General features: G+C 69.9%; 16 protein-coding genes. 8 read left to right on the forward strand and 8 right to left on the reverse strand.

The annotated features are described in order from the left end of the window. Window positions 1-87 precede the first annotated feature (87 nt). The 4 genes from ACQP1S_RS09005 to ACQP1S_RS09020 all read right to left on the reverse strand — a co-directional run bounded on the left by ACQP1S_RS09005 (window position 88) and on the right by ACQP1S_RS09020 (window position 5,797). The gene (locus tag ACQP1S_RS09005; RefSeq protein WP_432905116.1) at window positions 88-2,376 is read right to left on the reverse strand and encodes an alpha-galactosidase; all 2,289 of its coding nucleotides are present in this window, start codon (window positions 2,374-2,376) and stop codon (window positions 88-90) included. A gap of 196 nt (window positions 2,377-2,572) precedes the next feature. Further along, entirely contained in the window at window positions 2,573-3,493 is a 921-nt protein-coding gene (locus ACQP1S_RS09010; RefSeq protein WP_432905119.1) for a carbohydrate ABC transporter permease, read from the reverse strand. Continuing rightward, window positions 3,490-4,449 (reverse strand): carbohydrate ABC transporter permease, encoded by a 960-nt coding sequence (locus tag ACQP1S_RS09015; protein ID WP_432905122.1) that lies wholly within the window; start codon window positions 4,447-4,449, stop codon window positions 3,490-3,492. Before ACQP1S_RS09015 ends, ACQP1S_RS09010 begins: the two co-directional genes overlap by 4 nt. Window positions 4,450-4,471: 22 nt before the next feature. Further along, window positions 4,472-5,797, reverse strand: coding sequence for an ABC transporter substrate-binding protein (locus ACQP1S_RS09020; RefSeq protein ID WP_432905125.1), 1,326 nt, complete (start codon window positions 5,795-5,797; stop codon window positions 4,472-4,474). A gap of 279 nt (window positions 5,798-6,076) precedes the next feature. Between ACQP1S_RS09020 and ACQP1S_RS09025 the strand changes: the two genes are divergently transcribed. Further along, on the forward strand, window positions 6,077-8,125 hold the full coding sequence (locus tag ACQP1S_RS09025; RefSeq protein WP_432905128.1) for a beta-galactosidase: 2,049 nt from the start codon (window positions 6,077-6,079) through the stop codon (window positions 8,123-8,125). Between the two features lie 40 nt (window positions 8,126-8,165). Continuing rightward, window positions 8,166-8,942, forward strand: a complete 777-nt coding sequence (locus tag ACQP1S_RS09030; protein WP_091251921.1) for a DeoR/GlpR family DNA-binding transcription regulator — start codon at window positions 8,166-8,168, stop codon at window positions 8,940-8,942. A 15-nt stretch (window positions 8,943-8,957) separates the two neighbouring features. On the opposite strand, the gene ACQP1S_RS09035 is transcribed toward ACQP1S_RS09030, so the two are convergent. Continuing rightward, on the reverse strand, window positions 8,958-9,188 hold the full coding sequence (locus tag ACQP1S_RS09035; protein ID WP_091252001.1) for a hypothetical protein: 231 nt from the start codon (window positions 9,186-9,188) through the stop codon (window positions 8,958-8,960). 41 nt (window positions 9,189-9,229) lie between these two features. Beyond that, the gene (locus ACQP1S_RS09040) at window positions 9,230-9,487 is read right to left on the reverse strand and encodes a DivIVA domain-containing protein (RefSeq protein WP_091251920.1); all 258 of its coding nucleotides are present in this window, start codon (window positions 9,485-9,487) and stop codon (window positions 9,230-9,232) included. 305 nt (window positions 9,488-9,792) lie between these two features. Here ACQP1S_RS09040 and ACQP1S_RS09045 point away from each other — a divergent pair, with 305 nt between their 5' ends. From ACQP1S_RS09045 to ACQP1S_RS09065, 5 genes are all read left to right on the forward strand, one after another. Then, window positions 9,793-10,665: a helix-turn-helix domain-containing protein gene (locus tag ACQP1S_RS09045; protein WP_432905132.1), complete on the forward strand. Its 873-nt coding sequence runs from the start codon at window positions 9,793-9,795 to the stop codon at window positions 10,663-10,665. After that, complete coding sequence (locus ACQP1S_RS09050) at window positions 10,662-10,883, forward strand: DUF397 domain-containing protein (RefSeq protein ID WP_432905135.1); 222 nt, start codon at window positions 10,662-10,664, stop codon at window positions 10,881-10,883. Before ACQP1S_RS09045 ends, ACQP1S_RS09050 begins: the two co-directional genes overlap by 4 nt. A 122-nt stretch (window positions 10,884-11,005) precedes the next feature. Then, entirely contained in the window at window positions 11,006-11,278 is a 273-nt protein-coding gene (locus ACQP1S_RS09055) for a VOC family protein (protein ID WP_432905138.1), read from the forward strand. Window positions 11,279-11,504: 226 nt separating this feature from the next. Then, window positions 11,505-11,777, forward strand: coding sequence for a hypothetical protein (locus ACQP1S_RS09060; protein WP_432905141.1), 273 nt, complete (start codon window positions 11,505-11,507; stop codon window positions 11,775-11,777). Window positions 11,778-12,063: 286 nt separating this feature from the next. Continuing rightward, window positions 12,064-13,038, forward strand: coding sequence for a serine hydrolase domain-containing protein (locus ACQP1S_RS09065; protein WP_432905144.1), 975 nt, complete (start codon window positions 12,064-12,066; stop codon window positions 13,036-13,038). A 99-nt stretch (window positions 13,039-13,137) separates the two neighbouring features. On the opposite strand, the gene ACQP1S_RS09070 is transcribed toward ACQP1S_RS09065, so the two are convergent. Both ACQP1S_RS09070 and ACQP1S_RS09075 read right to left on the reverse strand, forming a co-directional pair. Next, a complete protein-coding gene (locus ACQP1S_RS09070) occupies window positions 13,138-13,491 on the reverse strand; it encodes a hypothetical protein (protein ID WP_432905147.1) in 354 nt (117 codons plus the stop codon). 218 nt (window positions 13,492-13,709) lie between these two features. Next, on the reverse strand, window positions 13,710-13,913 hold the full coding sequence (locus ACQP1S_RS09075; RefSeq protein ID WP_091251909.1) for a hypothetical protein: 204 nt from the start codon (window positions 13,911-13,913) through the stop codon (window positions 13,710-13,712). Window positions 13,914-13,971: 58 nt separating this feature from the next. Here ACQP1S_RS09075 and ACQP1S_RS09080 point away from each other — a divergent pair, with 58 nt between their 5' ends. Then, window positions 13,972-14,406: a hypothetical protein gene (locus tag ACQP1S_RS09080; RefSeq protein WP_432905150.1), complete on the forward strand. Its 435-nt coding sequence runs from the start codon at window positions 13,972-13,974 to the stop codon at window positions 14,404-14,406. Window positions 14,407-14,571 lie beyond the last annotated feature (165 nt).

The following is a 14,571-nucleotide window of genomic DNA, read 5'->3' on the forward strand; positions in this document are numbered from 1 at the left end:
GTCCGGCCGTGCTGCCTGTGCCGGCCGTGCCGTGGGCCGACCGGGGCACTGCGCCCGAGCCGGGCTGTGCGGTGTGGCCATGTTCGTCTAGTCGGCCGCGTCGACCTCCAGGAGCAGGGCCTGTTCCGGGTGCAGGGCCGGCAGTTGCAGGCCCACCGTCGCCAGCACCGATCCGCTCAGCGTCACGGTGGGCAGCCAGCGGGGTGCGGTGATCTGCATCGCCGCCGGCTCCGGCACCCCCTCGGCCGGGCGGACGGCGTACCGGCGGGTCGGGTCGAGGCCGGGCAGGCGGACCGGGCCGGGGGTCTGCGTGCCGGAGGTGGCCAGCCGGGACACCGCGTACACCGCCCGGGAGTGGTCGTGGGCGACCACGCCGTGCGCCTGGACGGCCGGGTCCGGGTGGTCGATCCTGATCACCCGGCCGGTGTGCAGCAGCGGCCGGAGCCGTTTGTGCAGGGCCACCCAGGCGGTCAGCTCCGCCCGCTCCTCGGCGCTGATCGCGACGATGTCCCACTCGATGCCGTGGTGTCCGAAGAGCGCGGTGACCGCCCGGAAGCCCAGGGTGTGCACCCGGCCGGTGGTGTGCGAGCGCTCCGGGCCGATGTGCGTGCCGACCAGTTCCGGGGGCAGCAGCAGGCCGGTCCAGCGTTGGATCGACAGCCGTTCCAGGGCGTCGTTGCAGTCGCTGGCCCAGACCCGGTCGGTGCGTCGCAGGATCTCCAGGTCGACCCGGGCCCCGCCGGACGAGCAGCTCTCGATCTCCAGGTGCGGGTGCCGGGCGCGCAGCTCGTCGAAGAGCCGGTAGGCCGCCAGGGTCTGCGCGTGCACCCCGGGCCGACCGGCGTGCCCGGCCTCGGTGAGGTCCCGGTTGTGGTCCCACTTGAGGTAGCCGATCCCGGGGTGTCCGGTCAGCAGCGCGTCGAGCCGGCCGAGCAGGTGTGCGTACGCCGCCGGGTGGGCCAGGTCCAGCACCTGCTGGTGCCGCCACGGCAGGGGGAGCCGGCCGGGCGCGGTGAGCACCCAGTCGGGGTGGGCGCGGAACAGGTCGGAGTCGGGGTTGACCATCTCCGGTTCGACCCAGAGCCCGAACTGCATGCCGTTCCCACGGACGTGGTCGATGAGCGGTCCCAGGCCGGCCGGCCAGACGTCGGCGTCGACCTGCCAGTCGCCCAGGCCCGCCCGGTCGTGCCGGCGGCCGGTGAACCAGCCGTCGTCGAGGACGAACCGCTCGACCCCCACCTCGGCGGCCCGGTCGGCGAGGGTCCGCAGCCGGTCCAGGTCGTGGTCGAAGTAGACCGCCTCCCACACGTTGAGGGTGACCGGGCGCGGGGTGCGGGGGTGCTCCGGCCGGGCCCGCAGGTGGGTGTGCAGCACGTCGCTGAGCCCGTCCAGCCCGGCGGTGGAGTGCACCGCGCAGAGCAGCGGGGTGGCGTACTCGTCGCCGGGGCCGAGGACGATCTCACCCGGGGCGAGCAGTTCCCCGCCGCTCAGGGTGGACTCGCCGGTCGGGCGGCGCTCGGCGGCGGTCACGTGGTCGCCGCTCCACGCGGTGTGCACCGCCCACACCTCGCCGTGGCCGAAGCCGAATCCGGCGGTGCCGGCGACCAGCAGCAGGGTGGCGTCGTGCCCGGTGCGGCCGTGTCGGCCCTCGCGGACCCAGGCGCCCTGCGGCCACGGGTGCCGTTGCGGCGCGCGTTCGCGGCACCAGCGCCCGGTCAGGTCGAGCAGTTCGGTGGCGACCGGCGGCACGGGCAGCACCGGCGTCAGCTCGCGTACCTCGTAGGGTTGGTCGGCGTCGTTGCGCAGCCGGTGCCGCAGGGTCAGCAGCCCGACCGGGTCGAGGGTGATCTCGACGGTCAGGGTCAACCCCGCGCCCGGGTCCGTCGCCCGCACGGTCACCCGCGCCGCCCCATCCCCGTCGTGCTCCTGCTCCCCATGAGGTACGCGCACCGGGTCCCCGGCGTCGCCACGCCCCCGCCCGACGTCGCCCCGCCGACCACGCCCTTCGCCACCCGGGTCCCCGCTGTGCCCGGCCGGGCTCCCACCGTTTCCGCTGTGCCCGCCCACGTCGTCGACGTCGAGGCTGTCGAGGTGGAAGGCGGTGGACCAGTCCCGGCCGGCGCGGTGGCCGGCGAGTCCGGGTCGGCCGCTCCAGCCGGCGCTCGCCTCGGGCAGCAGGGACAGCACGGTCGGCGCGTCGAAGCTGCTCGGCACCACCGGCGGCACGGTGGCGTCGACCAGGGCCGGCAGGTCGTCGGCGGGCACCGGGCCGAGGTCGGCCCCCCAGTGGGCGACCCGGGGCAGCCCCGGGCCGCGCGCGTCGAGCACCAGGCTGGTGCGGCCCCGGCGCAGGTGGATCACGGTCGGATCGGTCATGGCGCTCATCTCCGGTGCGGGCACCCCGGCGTCCGTCACGGTGGGTGAGGTCGCCGGGTGTCAGTACCGCGCGAGAGCGGTATGCCTGTGGGTCATGTTCATGCCTGCCAGGAATACCGCTCTCGCGCGCATGTGTGGGTGGGGGCGGTGGGGGGGCCACCGAGATCTTCAGCTCGCGCAGGTGTGGGTGGGGGCCTCAGCCTTTGGACGCTCCCAGGGTCAGGCCCTTGACGAACTGCTTCTGCAACAGGAAGAAGATCACCAGGGTGGGGATGGCGACCAGCACCGAGCCGGCTGACACCAGGTTGTTGTCGGTGAAGAACTCGCCGCGCAGGTTGTTCAGCGAGCTGGTCACCGGGAACTTGTCGCCGGTGCGCATCAGCACGGTGGCCCAGAAGAACTCGTTGTAGATCCAGGTCACCTCCAGGGTGGCCAGCGCCGCCAGCGCCGGCCGGCACAGCGGCATGGTCACCTGCCAGTACTGCCGCCAGATGCTCGCCCCGTCCACCATGGCCGCCTCGTAGAGGTCGCGGGGCAGCGCCTTCATGTAGTTGCTCAGCACGAAGACGCAGAAGCCGCACTGGAAGGCCACGTTGACCAGGATCAGCCCCCAGTAGCTGTCGTAGAGCAACTCCGAGTCGCTCATGAACTCCGGCAGCGGCACCTCGGTGAAGATCCGGAACAGCGGGATCAGCAGCGCCTGCTGGGGCAGCAGGTTGGCGGCGGTGAAGAGGCCGAGCAGGACGATGTTGAGCTTCCAGCTGAACCGGGCGATCACGAACGCCACGCACGAGGCGAGGAAGAGGGTGAGCAGTACGGCCGGGACGGTGATGTAGACCGAGTTCAGGAAGTGCTGGCCGAACTCGGCGGTCCGCCAGGCGGTGACGTAGTTGTCGAGCGTCCAACCGCCGAGCGAGACGTACCCGTTGGTCGCGGTGTACTCGTACGAGCGCAGGGAGGTCAACACCGCCCAGAGGATCGGGAAGAGCCAGCCGACCGCGACCGCGCCGAGGAACAGGTGCAGCACCACCCGGGCGGGACGCAGCGGCCGGCGGCGCGGGGCCGGCTCCGACGCCGGTGCGGAGGCCGGCGGACGGGTCATGGTCGACGCGCTCATCGCCGGTTCTCCCTCATGACGACGGCCAGGTAGACGGTGATGAAGACCAGCGAGACGGCCAGCATGATGGTCGCCAGGGCGGAGCCGAAGCCGATCCGGCTCGCCTCGCCGACCACGTTCTGGGTGACCAGGGCGGAGATCAGCTCCAGACCGTTGCGGCCCTTGTTGATCACCCAGACCAGGTCGAACGCGCGCAGCGACTCGATCACCGTCACCACCAGCACGATGATGTTGATGGGTCGCAGCACCGGGAAGATGACCCGGAAGAAGGTGCTGGTCTCCGAGGCCCCGTCGACCGAGGCGGCCTCCCGCAGTGACGGGTCGACGCCCTTGAGCCCGGCCAGGTAGAGCAGCATGATGTAGCCGACGTGCCGCCAGCCGGCCGCGACCAGCACCGCCCAGATGTTGACGTTCGGGTCGCCGTACCAGTCGGTCTGGCTGCCCAGGACGGCGTTGAGCAGCCCCTGGTCGCGGGAGTAGATGAGCTGCCAGACGAAGCCGATCAGCGCCAGCGAGAGCACCACCGGCAGATAGAGCGCGGTCTGGTAGAACCGGCTGCCCCGGATCTCCTTGTCGAGCAGCACGGCGAGGAACATCCCGAACGGGGTGGCGACCACGAACAGCGCGGCCAGCCAGAGCAGGTTGTTCTGCATCGCCGGCACGAACGGCGGATAGATGTTGACCACGTCGGAGTAGTTCCGGCCGCCGACCCAGTCGATCTCGCTGATCGGGCCGATGCCGTCCCAGTCGGTGCCGGAGAGCGCCACGGTGGCCAGTGCGGGCAGCCAGACCAGGGCGACCACCAGCAGCAGCGGTACGAGCACCATCAGCGTGATCACCACGCGGTCGGTGCGGGACAGGAGCCGTAGCCGCCGGCCGCGACCACCCCGGGAGGGGGTGGCCGTGGCCGGTGCCGGCACGGCGTGATCCGCGTGGATCAGGGGCAGGTCGGACACGATGGTCCTCCCCCTCTCGCCGTCAGCTGGTGAAGATCGACTTCTTCTGGTTCTCGATGCTGTTGACCAGCCCGTCGATGTCCTTGGGGTTCTTGATGAACTGCTGGAGCGCCGGGATGATCACGGTGGAGGCGAAGTCCGGCCGGGTGTCCCGGTCGAGGAACTGGGCGATCTCGGTGGCCGAGCCGACCAGCTCGGCGGCCTTCTTCTGCAGGGCGGTGTAGCCGCTGGTGTCCGCGCCGCTGTTGGCGACCAGGGTGGTCGGGTCGTTCTTCACCGTGATGTCGGCGGCCTCCTTCGAGCCGACGTACTCCAGCAGCTTCTTGGCGTTGGCCTCGGCCTTGGGCTTGCGGGCCAGCATGTAGCCGTCGATCGGCGCGTCCAGCGCCTTGGCCCCGATGGCCGGGTCGATCTCGGGGAAGGTGAAGAAGTCGATGTCGTCCTGCTCGTCGTTGCCGAACTGCTGGGCGACGAAGAGGCCGAGCAGGTACATGCCGCTCTTCTTCTGCTGCAACGACTGGGCGGCCTCCTGCCAGGTGCGGCCCAGGCTGTCCGGCTGGTGCAGCGGCAGCAGCCCGGCCCAGGTGTCGAAGACCTTCTTGACCTTGTCGGAGGTCCACGCCTCCTTGCCCGCCATCAGGTCGATGTGGAACTGGTAGCCGTTGATCCGCAGGTTGAGGATGTCGAAGGTGCCCATCGCCGGCCAGCCGTCCTTGTCGGCGAAGGCGATCGGGGTGAGGCCGTCCCTCTTCATCTGCGCGCTGAGGGCGGTGAGCTGGTCGAGCGTGGTCGGCACCTGGTAGCCGTGCTGCTTCCAGACCGACTTGCGGTAGAACATCGCCCAGGGGTAGTACGACGACGGCACGAAGTACTGCTTGCCGTCGTCCCCGGTGGACGCCTTCTTGAACGCGTCGGAATAGCCGGAGAGCTTGCCCCACACGTCGCTGATGTCGCCGGTCAGGCCCTTGGCGGCGAAGAAGCGCATCCGGTAGCCGGCGAACCACATGAACACGTCGTCCGGCTTGCCCTGGAGATAGTTGTTGATGTTCTCCTGGTAGGTGTTGTGGTCCACCGTGTTGATCTTGGTGGTGATGCCGGACGCGGTCTTGAACCCGTCCATCACCTTGGCGATGACGGCCTTGGGCTTCGGGTCGGACTGGTTCGAGCCGACCGACACCTCCTTGCTGTCGCTGCCCGAGCCGGAGTCGGATCCGCAGCCGGCGAGCAGCCCGGTGCCGAGCAGCGCGCCCGCGCCGACCCCGGTGAGCAGGGAGCGTCGCCCGATGCCGGCGACGGAGGACGGTACGAGCCGGGCGAGGTACTCGGCTTCGGTGCGGGGACGGGACATGGTGCCTCCTGCGGATGAAGAGGTGCGCTGCGCCCGAGGGCCGTCAGTGGTGGGGGAACGGCAGTTCGGAAATGCCAACATGGATCCACCGAGAACGAACATTGGCAAACACAAACTCCCGGTGGCGCTTGAAGCTACCCCTCCGTGGGGCCCTGTCAAGAGGGCTGATCCGGATCGATATCGCAGGGTTGACGGGCGATCCCGGTGGTAAACGTTGGAAAGATGGCCGATGTTGGAAAGTGTTGACTTGATCGTCCGCTAGGGGCACGCTCTGCTCTCATGCGGCAACACGGCAGCTGGCAGGGCGACGGGATCTACTTCGGCGCCGACTACAACCCCGAGCAGTGGCCCGAGCAGGTCTGGGCCGAGGACGTCGCGCTCATGCGGCAGGCCGGGGTCGACCTGGTCTCCGTCGGGATCTTCTCCTGGGCGCTGCTCGAACCGTCCCCCGGCCGGTACGAGTTCGGCTGGCTCGACCGGGCCCTCGACGTCCTGCACGCCGGTGGCATCCACGTCGACCTGGCCACCGCCACCGCCAGCCCGCCCCCGTGGCTGGCACACCGGCACCCCGAGACGCTGCCGCGGACCGCCGACGGCGCCGTGCTGTGGCCCGGCGGCCGGCAGGGCTACTGTCCCAGCTCGCCGATCTTCCGGGAGCGCTCGCTGGCACTGGTCGAGACGGTCGCCGACCGCTACGCCGACCACCCCGCCGTGGTGATGTGGCACGTCTCCAACGAGCTGGGCTGCCACAACGTGCACTGCTACTGCGACGTCAGCGCCGAGGCGTTCCGGGGCTGGCTGCGGGAGCGCTACGGCGACCTCGACCGGCTCAACGACGCCTGGGGCACCACCTTCTGGAGCCAGCGCTACCACGACTGGGCCGAGATCAACCCGCCGCGCGCCGCGCTCACCTTCGCCAACCCCACCCAGCAGCTCGACTTCCTGCGCTTCTCCTCCGACGAGCAGCGGGCCCAGTTGCGCGCCGAGCGTGAGGTGCTCAAGCGGCGGGTCCACCAGCCGGTCACCACCAACTTCATGATCGGCATGGGCATCAAGCACATGGACTACCACTCGTGGGCGTCCGACGTGGACCTGGTCGCCAACGACCACTACCTGACCGTCACCGACCCGAACGCCCACCTCGGCCTGGCGTTCGCCGCCGACCACACCCGTGGCGTCGCCGGTGGTGACCCGTGGCTGCTCATGGAGCACTCCACCAGCGCGGTCAACTGGCAGCCCCGCAACGTCGCCAAGATTCCCGGCCAGCTGCGCCGCAACAGCCTCACCCACGTGGCGCGCGGCGCCGACGGGGTGCTCTTCTTCCAGTGGCGGGCCTCCCGGGCCGGCGCGGAGAAGTTCCACTCCGCCCTGGTCCCGCACGCCGGCCCGGACACCAAGGTCTTCGACGAGGTCTGCCGGCTCGGCGCCGACCTCAAGGCCCTGGCCGAGGTACGCGGCAGCCGGGTCGACGCCGAGGTGGCGATCCTGTTCGACTGGGAGGCGTGGTGGGGCGTCGAGCTGGACTCCCACCCCAGCGTCGACGTCACCTATGCCGACCGGATGCGGGCGCTCTATGACGCACTGTGGCGGGCCGGGGTCACCGCCGACGTGGTGCACCCGTCGACCGACCTGTCCGGCTACCGGCTGGTCCTCGTCCCCACCCTCTACCTGGTCCGCGACGCCGACGCCGAGGCGCTGCGCCGCTATGTCGCCGGGGGCGGGACGGCGCTGGTGACGTACTTCAGCGGGATCGTCGACGAGCACGACCACATCCGGCTCGGCGGCTACCCGGGCGCGTTCCGGGAGCTGCTCGGGGTGCGCACCGAGGAGTTCTTCCCGCTGCTGGCCGGCGAGCAGGTCACCCTCGACGACGGGTCCACGGCCGACGTGTGGACCGAGTGGCTGCACCCGGCCGGCGCGCAGGTGGTGGCGTCCTACCAGGACGGTCCGCTGCCCGGCGTGCCCGCGCTGACCCGGCACCGGGTCGGCGACGGCACGGCCTGGTATCTGGCCACCCGGCTCGACGAGGCGGCCACCGACGCCCTGGTGGGTCGGCTGCTCACCGAGGCCGGGGTCCGCCCGCCGGTCGCCGCCCCGCCCGGCGTCGAGGTGGTCCGCCGCCGCGCCGACGACCGGTCCTGGCTGTTCGTGGTCAACCACACCGACGCCGAGGCGACCCTCGACGCGACCGGCACCGATCTGCTCACCGGTCAGCCCTGCGGCGGGACGCTGAGGGTGCCCGCCGGGGAGGTGGCCGTGGTCCGGGAGGAGCAGGCGGCGACACAGGCGGTCCCAGCGGTTGAGCCGCCCCCGGCCGCAGCGGCCTGACCTGCGTACCGTTCCCTCGTCCGCGCGGTTGGGAGGTCCGATGCTCGCTCAGCAACGGCAGAACGCCATCCTGGAGCTGATCCGGCAGCGCGGCGGGGTGCGGGTCAGCCACCTGGTCAGCCGGTTCGGCGTCTCCGACATGACGATCCGCCGCGACCTGGAGGTGCTCGCCGAGCGCGGTCTGGTCGACAAGGTGCACGGCGGGGCGACCCTGGCCGGCCCCGGGTCGGCCGAGGAACCCGGCTTCGCCGCGAAGTCGATCCGCCAGCAGGACGAGAAACGGGCCATCGCCGGCCGGGCCGCCCGGATGGTCGAGCCCGGGATGGCCGTCGCGCTCTCCGCCGGCACCACCACCGCCGCGCTGGCCACCCTGCTCGGCGACGTACCCGGGCTGACCGTGGTGACCAACTCGATCCCGGTCGCCGACGCGCTCTACCAGAACCCGCGCGTGGACCAGACGGTGGTGCTGACCGGCGGCATGCGTACCCCGTCGGACGCGCTGACCGGGCCGGTGGCCGAGGCGGCGATCCGTACCCTCAATGTGGATCTGCTCTTTCTCGGCGTGCACGGGATGAGCCCGCGCACCGGGTTCACCACCCCCAACCTGCTGGAGGCGGCGGTCAACCGGCGGCTGATCGGCGCGGCCCGGCACCTGGTGGTGCTGGCCGACCACACCAAGTGGGAGACCATCGGCATCGCCACCATCGCCCCGCTGGCCGAGGCCGACCTGCTGATCACCGACGCCGGGCTGCCGACGGACGGCCGGCAGCAGATCGGCGAACAGGTCGGCGAGCTGGTCGTCGTCGAGGTCGACTGAGACCTGTCGCCCCGCTCACCGTCCCGGATCGCACGGTCCGTCGTGCTCGGCCCGCGCCAGGCAGCGCCGGCGGTCCGGCATGATCCGGTCACAGAACACCCACTGTCGTACGTGCTGGGCGTCCTCGGCGGAGACGGTGGTTCCGGCGACCTCGACCCCCGGCACCAACGCCAGCGAACGCGCCAGCGTGTACGCGAAACGCAGCGCCTGATCCTCAGTCGTGGCCGTGACGGGCAGGTGCACCACGTAGTGGGGGCCGTCGTCCCGGCCGGGTGCCGGGCCGTGGCTCACCACGGGGACCTGTTGGCCTGGGCGCTGCGGCGGTCCCGCAGCAGCCGTTTGAGCCTGGTGTTCTCCTCGGTCAGTCGGGTCACCTCCTGATGGAGGCTGGCCAACTCCAGGGCGACCCGGAGCAGGAACCGGCGTACCTCCCGGGGGTCGAGGCCACGACGGCCGAAGCCGACGGTGGGGAACTGGTGGTCGCGGACCAGGACCGGATGCAGCCGGGCCGGCAGGGTGCCGTCGTCGCGGGCGTCGCGGATCATCGGTCGCCTCCTGGTGGTGCGGGGTCGCGGGACACCCGCCGCCGTGATAGGTATTCAGCAAGTCGGTCGGAGCCGGGAATTCGGCTTCATGTGGAGACCCGACGAGATCCGGTATGCGGCTGCCACCCGCGACGCCGTCTCTCGTCACCTTCTCGGCTGTTGGCACAGCCGCGGTTACTGCGCTTGCACCGGGCGTCCCCGGGGGCCGGTGATCACCCTCACCCGAAGGCCACATTTCCAGTGGCCTCCGTGTTGGTGCAACGACACCAACGGATTTCTTCTCGTCGGAACCCGGAGAGGTGAGCATGGCCGCAAAGAGAGAAGCGTTCGTCCACACCTTGCGTGCGCAGTGGCTCGGTCAGCAGATGCGCGAGCTGCGGGAGCAACGCGGCCTGACCCTCAAGTACGTCGCGAAGTTCCTGGAACGGGACTACTCGTCGCTGGCCCGGTACGAGCGTGCCGAGTGGCCGTTCCGGCGTGATCTCGTGGTGGAGCTACTCGATCTTTATGGCGTCTACGACGAGCGCGAGCGCGATCGGCTGATTCAGCTTGCCCAGGATGCCTGGCGCGTGGACCGCTGGGACAACAGCTTCGATCGGACGATCTACGACACATCCTTCATCGACTTCCCCTGGCTGGAGTCGAGGGCGAACCAGGTCTGCACCTACGCATCGCTGCTGATCCCTGGCCTGCTCCAGACCAGGGACTATGCCGAAGCCGTCATTAGGAACGCGGAGCCAAGCTCTACGAGTGAGAGTCAGATCCGCAAGTGGGTGCAACTGCGGATCGACAGGCAACGCCTTCTTGACGGGCCTTCCGCGACCAACCTCGCGGTGATCATCGAAGAGTCCGCGCTCCGTCGTCCGGTGATGAGCCGTGGAGTGATGGCCGCGCAGTTCGTCCACCTGGGGCAGATGTTGACCAGGCCGACGATCGAGGTGAGGGTGCTGCCGGCCTCGCTGGGGCTCCACGCCGGTCTCGATGGAACCTTCTGGCTGTTCAAGATGCCATCCCCGTATTCCGACGTGGCGCACGCCGAAACTCTGGGCGGGCGGTTGTTCATGGAATCGGACAAGGCCCTCCGGTACGTCCACGCGTACGATCGCCTCCGGGAGTCCGCACTCAGTGTGAGCGAGTCGGCGAAGCTGATCGCAGCACTCGCAGAGGAGCTGTCATGAGCGAGATCGTGCCTGAGGTGGCGTGGCACATCAGTACCAGGAGTCCGGACAACGGGGGCAACTGCGTCGAGGCGGGGCCGTTGCTCGACGGCTCGGGCCGGGTGGCGGTGCGGCACAGCAAGGCACGTGACGCGGCGACGATCGTCTACACCGCCGCCGAGTGGGCGGCCTTCGTCGGCGGCGTCAAGGACGGCGAGTTCGACTTCACCGGCGGCTGACGCAGGACGAGGGGCTTGCATCTCAAGCGGCTTGAGGTCGCATAGGGGTGGTGCCGTGGACATGACGAGCTGTTACGCCATCGGTGATCTGCGGCATTCCCGACTCCCGCACCGAGATCGTCATGCTGACCTCGCCCCGCGGTGGCGCCCGCCTGGAGCTTGCCAGGTTCGGGCGGCCGGAGTCCGTGCCGGGCTCACCGGCGGCCATGGCCAACGAGCGGGGGCTGCGCAGCGTGTCCTTCGAGGTCAACGACCTGCGGACCGCCGTCGACTGGGCGGCGAGCGAGGGCTACGGGCTGGTCGGTGGCATCGGCGAGCACGAGGGTGCATGGCGGGTGGCCTACGTCCGGGGGCCCGAAGGGATCATCGTCTCGCTGGCCGAGCGCATCGGCTGAGCCGCGCAACACCCGCTGCTGTCGATGAGCGCGCAGCTGATCTTGTCGGGGTGTGCTCAGCCTCCGCCTGGGAACGGACGGGTGATCACGTGCTGCTGATCTGCTGCCGTTCGTGACGGTGCTCCTGCGGTCCTACGCGTTTGTGCCGAGCCCTACGGTGGACAACATGCCCGACGCGACGGCGCCCGCCAACCGCCCGCCGGAGGCAGGGCAAGGGGAGGTTCAGATGCTCTATCAGAGCCCTGCTGATTTCTGCGCCAGGTACGCCGAAGCGCACAGCAACGGCAAAGTTGGTGAGTTCGGCGGAGAGTCGAGTGTGGACTCGGTGACTGTCGTCAGCGAGGCCCCGGACACGGCGCGGGTCGATGCGCTCTGGTACACGTATGGCCACGATCCGGACTCCGGATTCTACGACGTCTTCGAGCGCACCGCCTTCGTCCTGGTCAAGCGGCACGACGGGTGGCACCTGCACTCCGAGGAGAATCTCGGCTACGAGTGACCACCATCGAAGGGGGTGCCGCGCCCATGTGCCGCAACCCGCGTACCGTCCTTGCTGTTCCTTCCTCTCCTGCTGGTCACCGCAATGGGGAGGCGGCGGTGATCTTCGCCGGTCTCACCGGTGCCTATGAAGCGTGCTGAGGCTCCTGCGTTGCGCGCGGATGCGGCGCGTCGCGCCGAACAATTCCGTGCCCGCATCGTCGCCAGCGCGCTGAGGAGCGCTCACGTTTGTGAGGAGCGGTCAAGCCGCCCTGCGACGCCTTGGCACGGCTGGGAGTATTCGTACCGTGGATCTCCAGGATGTGCTCGACACGCAGGTCGCTCTCCGCGGCGTCCCGGCAGTGGTGGCGGGGGTCTCCGTCGCGGGGGCAAGAAGTGCGGCTGCTCGCGGGGCGGTTCAGGTGACCCCGGATTCGTGCTTCCGAATCGCGTCGTTGACGAAGGCCTTCACCTCCACCGCGCTCGTGATGACACTGCGGGAGCACGACGTCCCGCTGGGCAGCCCCGCCATCGAACTGCTGCCAGACCTCGCGCCTGACTGGCGCGCCGATACGGGCGTTACCGTCGAGCAGATCCTCGGGCAGGTCTCGGGGCTGCGCGAGTCCGTGGACTCGACCGCCGTGGCCGCCCTGGGCCACGGGCCTCCCGCGCTCGATGAGGCAGCCCGGCTCGTGGTACGCGCCGGAAACGCACACGAGCCCGGGGCGCACTGGTCCTACTACAACGGCAACTACTTCCTGGCCGGCGCGATCCTCGCGGCCCTCCACGGCGCTTCGTACGAGACGGCATTGACGGAGAAGCTGCTCGAACCCTGGCGTCTCTCTCGAACAGGTTTCGACGCACCGCGCGACTCGGTCACCGGCTGGGACGGTCCGACCGAACTCCCCCGAAGCGACTACCCGCACGCGCGCCGCCCCAGCGGAGGCTTGTGGTCGTCGGTTTCGGACGTCCTGGCACTTGGTGAGGGGCTGCTCGCTGATCGGGACCTGCTGGAGGACATCCGCCGACCGCGCACCACGCCGGACGACCCCCTGGCGTACGGCCTCGGATGGGCGCTCGGCCCTTCGGGCCAGATGTACCTCAACGGGCGCCTGCCCGGATACCGGACCGCGATGCTACTGGTTCCCGACCATGACTACGTGAGTGTCCTTTTCGCCAACCAGCAGCACGCGCTCCCCGCCCTGGCAAGAGTCGTCAGCGACATGCAGCAGCCGCTGACTGGGGACGACCTCGCAAGAGACATCGACCGCTTCGCAGCCTGAGGTGCACTCACCCGCTGCGGAGTGTGCGTCTCCGGGGCGTGCGGACAGACCGCGTCTCGACGGGGCAGGTGCCGCCCGTCGGCTGTCCCGTTGCGGCCCTCAGTGACCTTCGTCCGGCCGGCGGCTGCGCGCCAGGAGGTAGCCGGCATAGGCGGTCAGCGCCACGGCGGCCAACGCCGCGGACGGCCCGATGAGTGCGCGGGCTCGCTCGCGGGAGCCCATCGCGGCTCCGAAGGAATGGTCAGCCAGCAATGACCAGGAGGACCGCCACGACAGGGCCGACCCGACCGAGAGCGCGGACCCGACGGACAGGACCGATCCGGCGGAGCCGATGCTGCCGACAGAGGCGATCGAGCCGACACTGCCGATGGACAGCACCGAGCCTCGGGATCCGATGGACAACAACGAGTCGGTGGACCACAACGACAGCCGTGACGAGCCGGTAGAGGTCATGAACGGATTATGCGGCACGGCTGTTGCCCGCGCGGCCATCCGGATCCCCGATCGGCAGGTTGACGAGGAAGATCCACCGCTACCCGGCGTGATCGGTCAGGAACCCGCCGACCAGCGGGCCGGCCACATACCTGACCTCGAAGGTGCGCCTGGCGTCCGAGCAGGGGTCGAAGGCCGTCGCAGTCAACGAGTGGCTGTAGCTGCCTTCCGGATAGGTCTCAGGAGTGCTTCTTCCTCGCCCAGATCGCGTAGACGGCGCAGATGATCAGCATGAGGACGGCGACGACGGTCCAGCCCCAGCGGGCGAAGGGCTCGTCGGCCATGAACGCGCGGATGCCGGCCAGGACGGCGAGCAGCAGCGGGCCCAGGCCGAACCACTCGGAGTGGTCGGAGAAGGTGAGGTCTCTCAGTGCCTGCCGCATCCGGCCAGTCTAGTGATCCGCTCGCGGGCGCACCGCCGGTGCCAGGCACAATGCGGAGATGGCACTCGACAGGTCCGGGAAGCTGTGGCGTGGGGAGAATGTCGACGACCTCGCCGAGTACCTCCGCCACTTCGCGGCGGGAGGTTACCCGGTGGCCACGGTGCTGGAGTCCCGCTGCGGCGAGTGCGACGGCCGTACCTTTCGCGTCACCATCGACGAGGAGGAGGCGACGCAGCGGACCTGTCTCACCTGCGGCGCGGTCGCCTTCATCGGCGACAGCGCCGAACACTGGGCCGGGACCGACCACGAGTCCTGCGCCTGCCCCTGTGGAGGTGAGGAGTTCGCCGTCGCGGTCGGCTACGCGCTCTTCGACGACGGAGAGGTGCGCTGGATCAGCGTCGGCCTGAGGTGTCTCAACGATGGCACGCTCGGTGTCTACGCCGACACGAAGATCGACTACATTCCGTCACGCCACCTCCTCAGCCAGGCGTAACGCCGCGCATCTCAACAGCGAGAGTCACCCCGGCCACCGGCGGGCCCACGTTCGGAGCGAGTCGGTGTGCGGTGTCGGATGGCCGACCGGTGTGGACCCTCTACCGGTCGAGAGGCCAGGTGGGACGCCGAGGGCTTGCGAAACTCGGTGTCGCTGGCGTGGCGG

Origin of the sequence: Micromonospora matsumotoense (assembly GCF_050951065.1) — a bacterium.
GTDB classification, from domain to species: domain Bacteria; phylum Actinomycetota; class Actinomycetes; order Mycobacteriales; family Micromonosporaceae; genus Micromonospora; species Micromonospora matsumotoensis.

What these genes read in the sequence shown, in the direction of transcription:
- ACQP1S_RS09040 (WP_091251920.1), bottom strand. Translation starts at nt 9,487, where the DNA reads ATGATCCGCGACGCCCGCGACGACGGCACCCTGCCGGCCCGGCTGCAT.
- ACQP1S_RS09025 (WP_432905128.1), top strand. Translation starts at nt 6,077, where the DNA reads ATGCGGCAACACGGCAGCTGGCAGGGCGACGGGATCTACTTCGGCGCC.
- ACQP1S_RS09075 (WP_091251909.1), bottom strand. Translation starts at nt 13,913, where the DNA reads ATGCGGCAGGCACTGAGAGACCTCACCTTCTCCGACCACTCCGAGTGG.
- ACQP1S_RS09060 (WP_432905141.1), top strand. Translation starts at nt 11,505, where the DNA reads ATGCTCTATCAGAGCCCTGCTGATTTCTGCGCCAGGTACGCCGAAGCG.
- ACQP1S_RS09030 (WP_091251921.1), top strand. Translation starts at nt 8,166, where the DNA reads ATGCTCGCTCAGCAACGGCAGAACGCCATCCTGGAGCTGATCCGGCAG.
- ACQP1S_RS09050 (WP_432905135.1), top strand. Translation starts at nt 10,662, where the DNA reads ATGAGCGAGATCGTGCCTGAGGTGGCGTGGCACATCAGTACCAGGAGT.
- ACQP1S_RS09045 (WP_432905132.1), top strand. Translation starts at nt 9,793, where the DNA reads ATGGCCGCAAAGAGAGAAGCGTTCGTCCACACCTTGCGTGCGCAGTGG.
- ACQP1S_RS09020 (WP_432905125.1), bottom strand. Translation starts at nt 5,797, where the DNA reads ATGTCCCGTCCCCGCACCGAAGCCGAGTACCTCGCCCGGCTCGTACCG.
- ACQP1S_RS09055 (WP_432905138.1), top strand. Translation starts at nt 11,006, where the DNA reads ATGCTGACCTCGCCCCGCGGTGGCGCCCGCCTGGAGCTTGCCAGGTTC.
- ACQP1S_RS09010 (WP_432905119.1), bottom strand. Translation starts at nt 3,493, where the DNA reads ATGAGCGCGTCGACCATGACCCGTCCGCCGGCCTCCGCACCGGCGTCG.
- ACQP1S_RS09005 (WP_432905116.1), bottom strand. Translation starts at nt 2,376, where the DNA reads ATGACCGATCCGACCGTGATCCACCTGCGCCGGGGCCGCACCAGCCTG.
- ACQP1S_RS09080 (WP_432905150.1), top strand. Translation starts at nt 13,972, where the DNA reads ATGGCACTCGACAGGTCCGGGAAGCTGTGGCGTGGGGAGAATGTCGAC.
- ACQP1S_RS09070 (WP_432905147.1), bottom strand. Translation starts at nt 13,491, where the DNA reads ATGACCTCTACCGGCTCGTCACGGCTGTCGTTGTGGTCCACCGACTCG.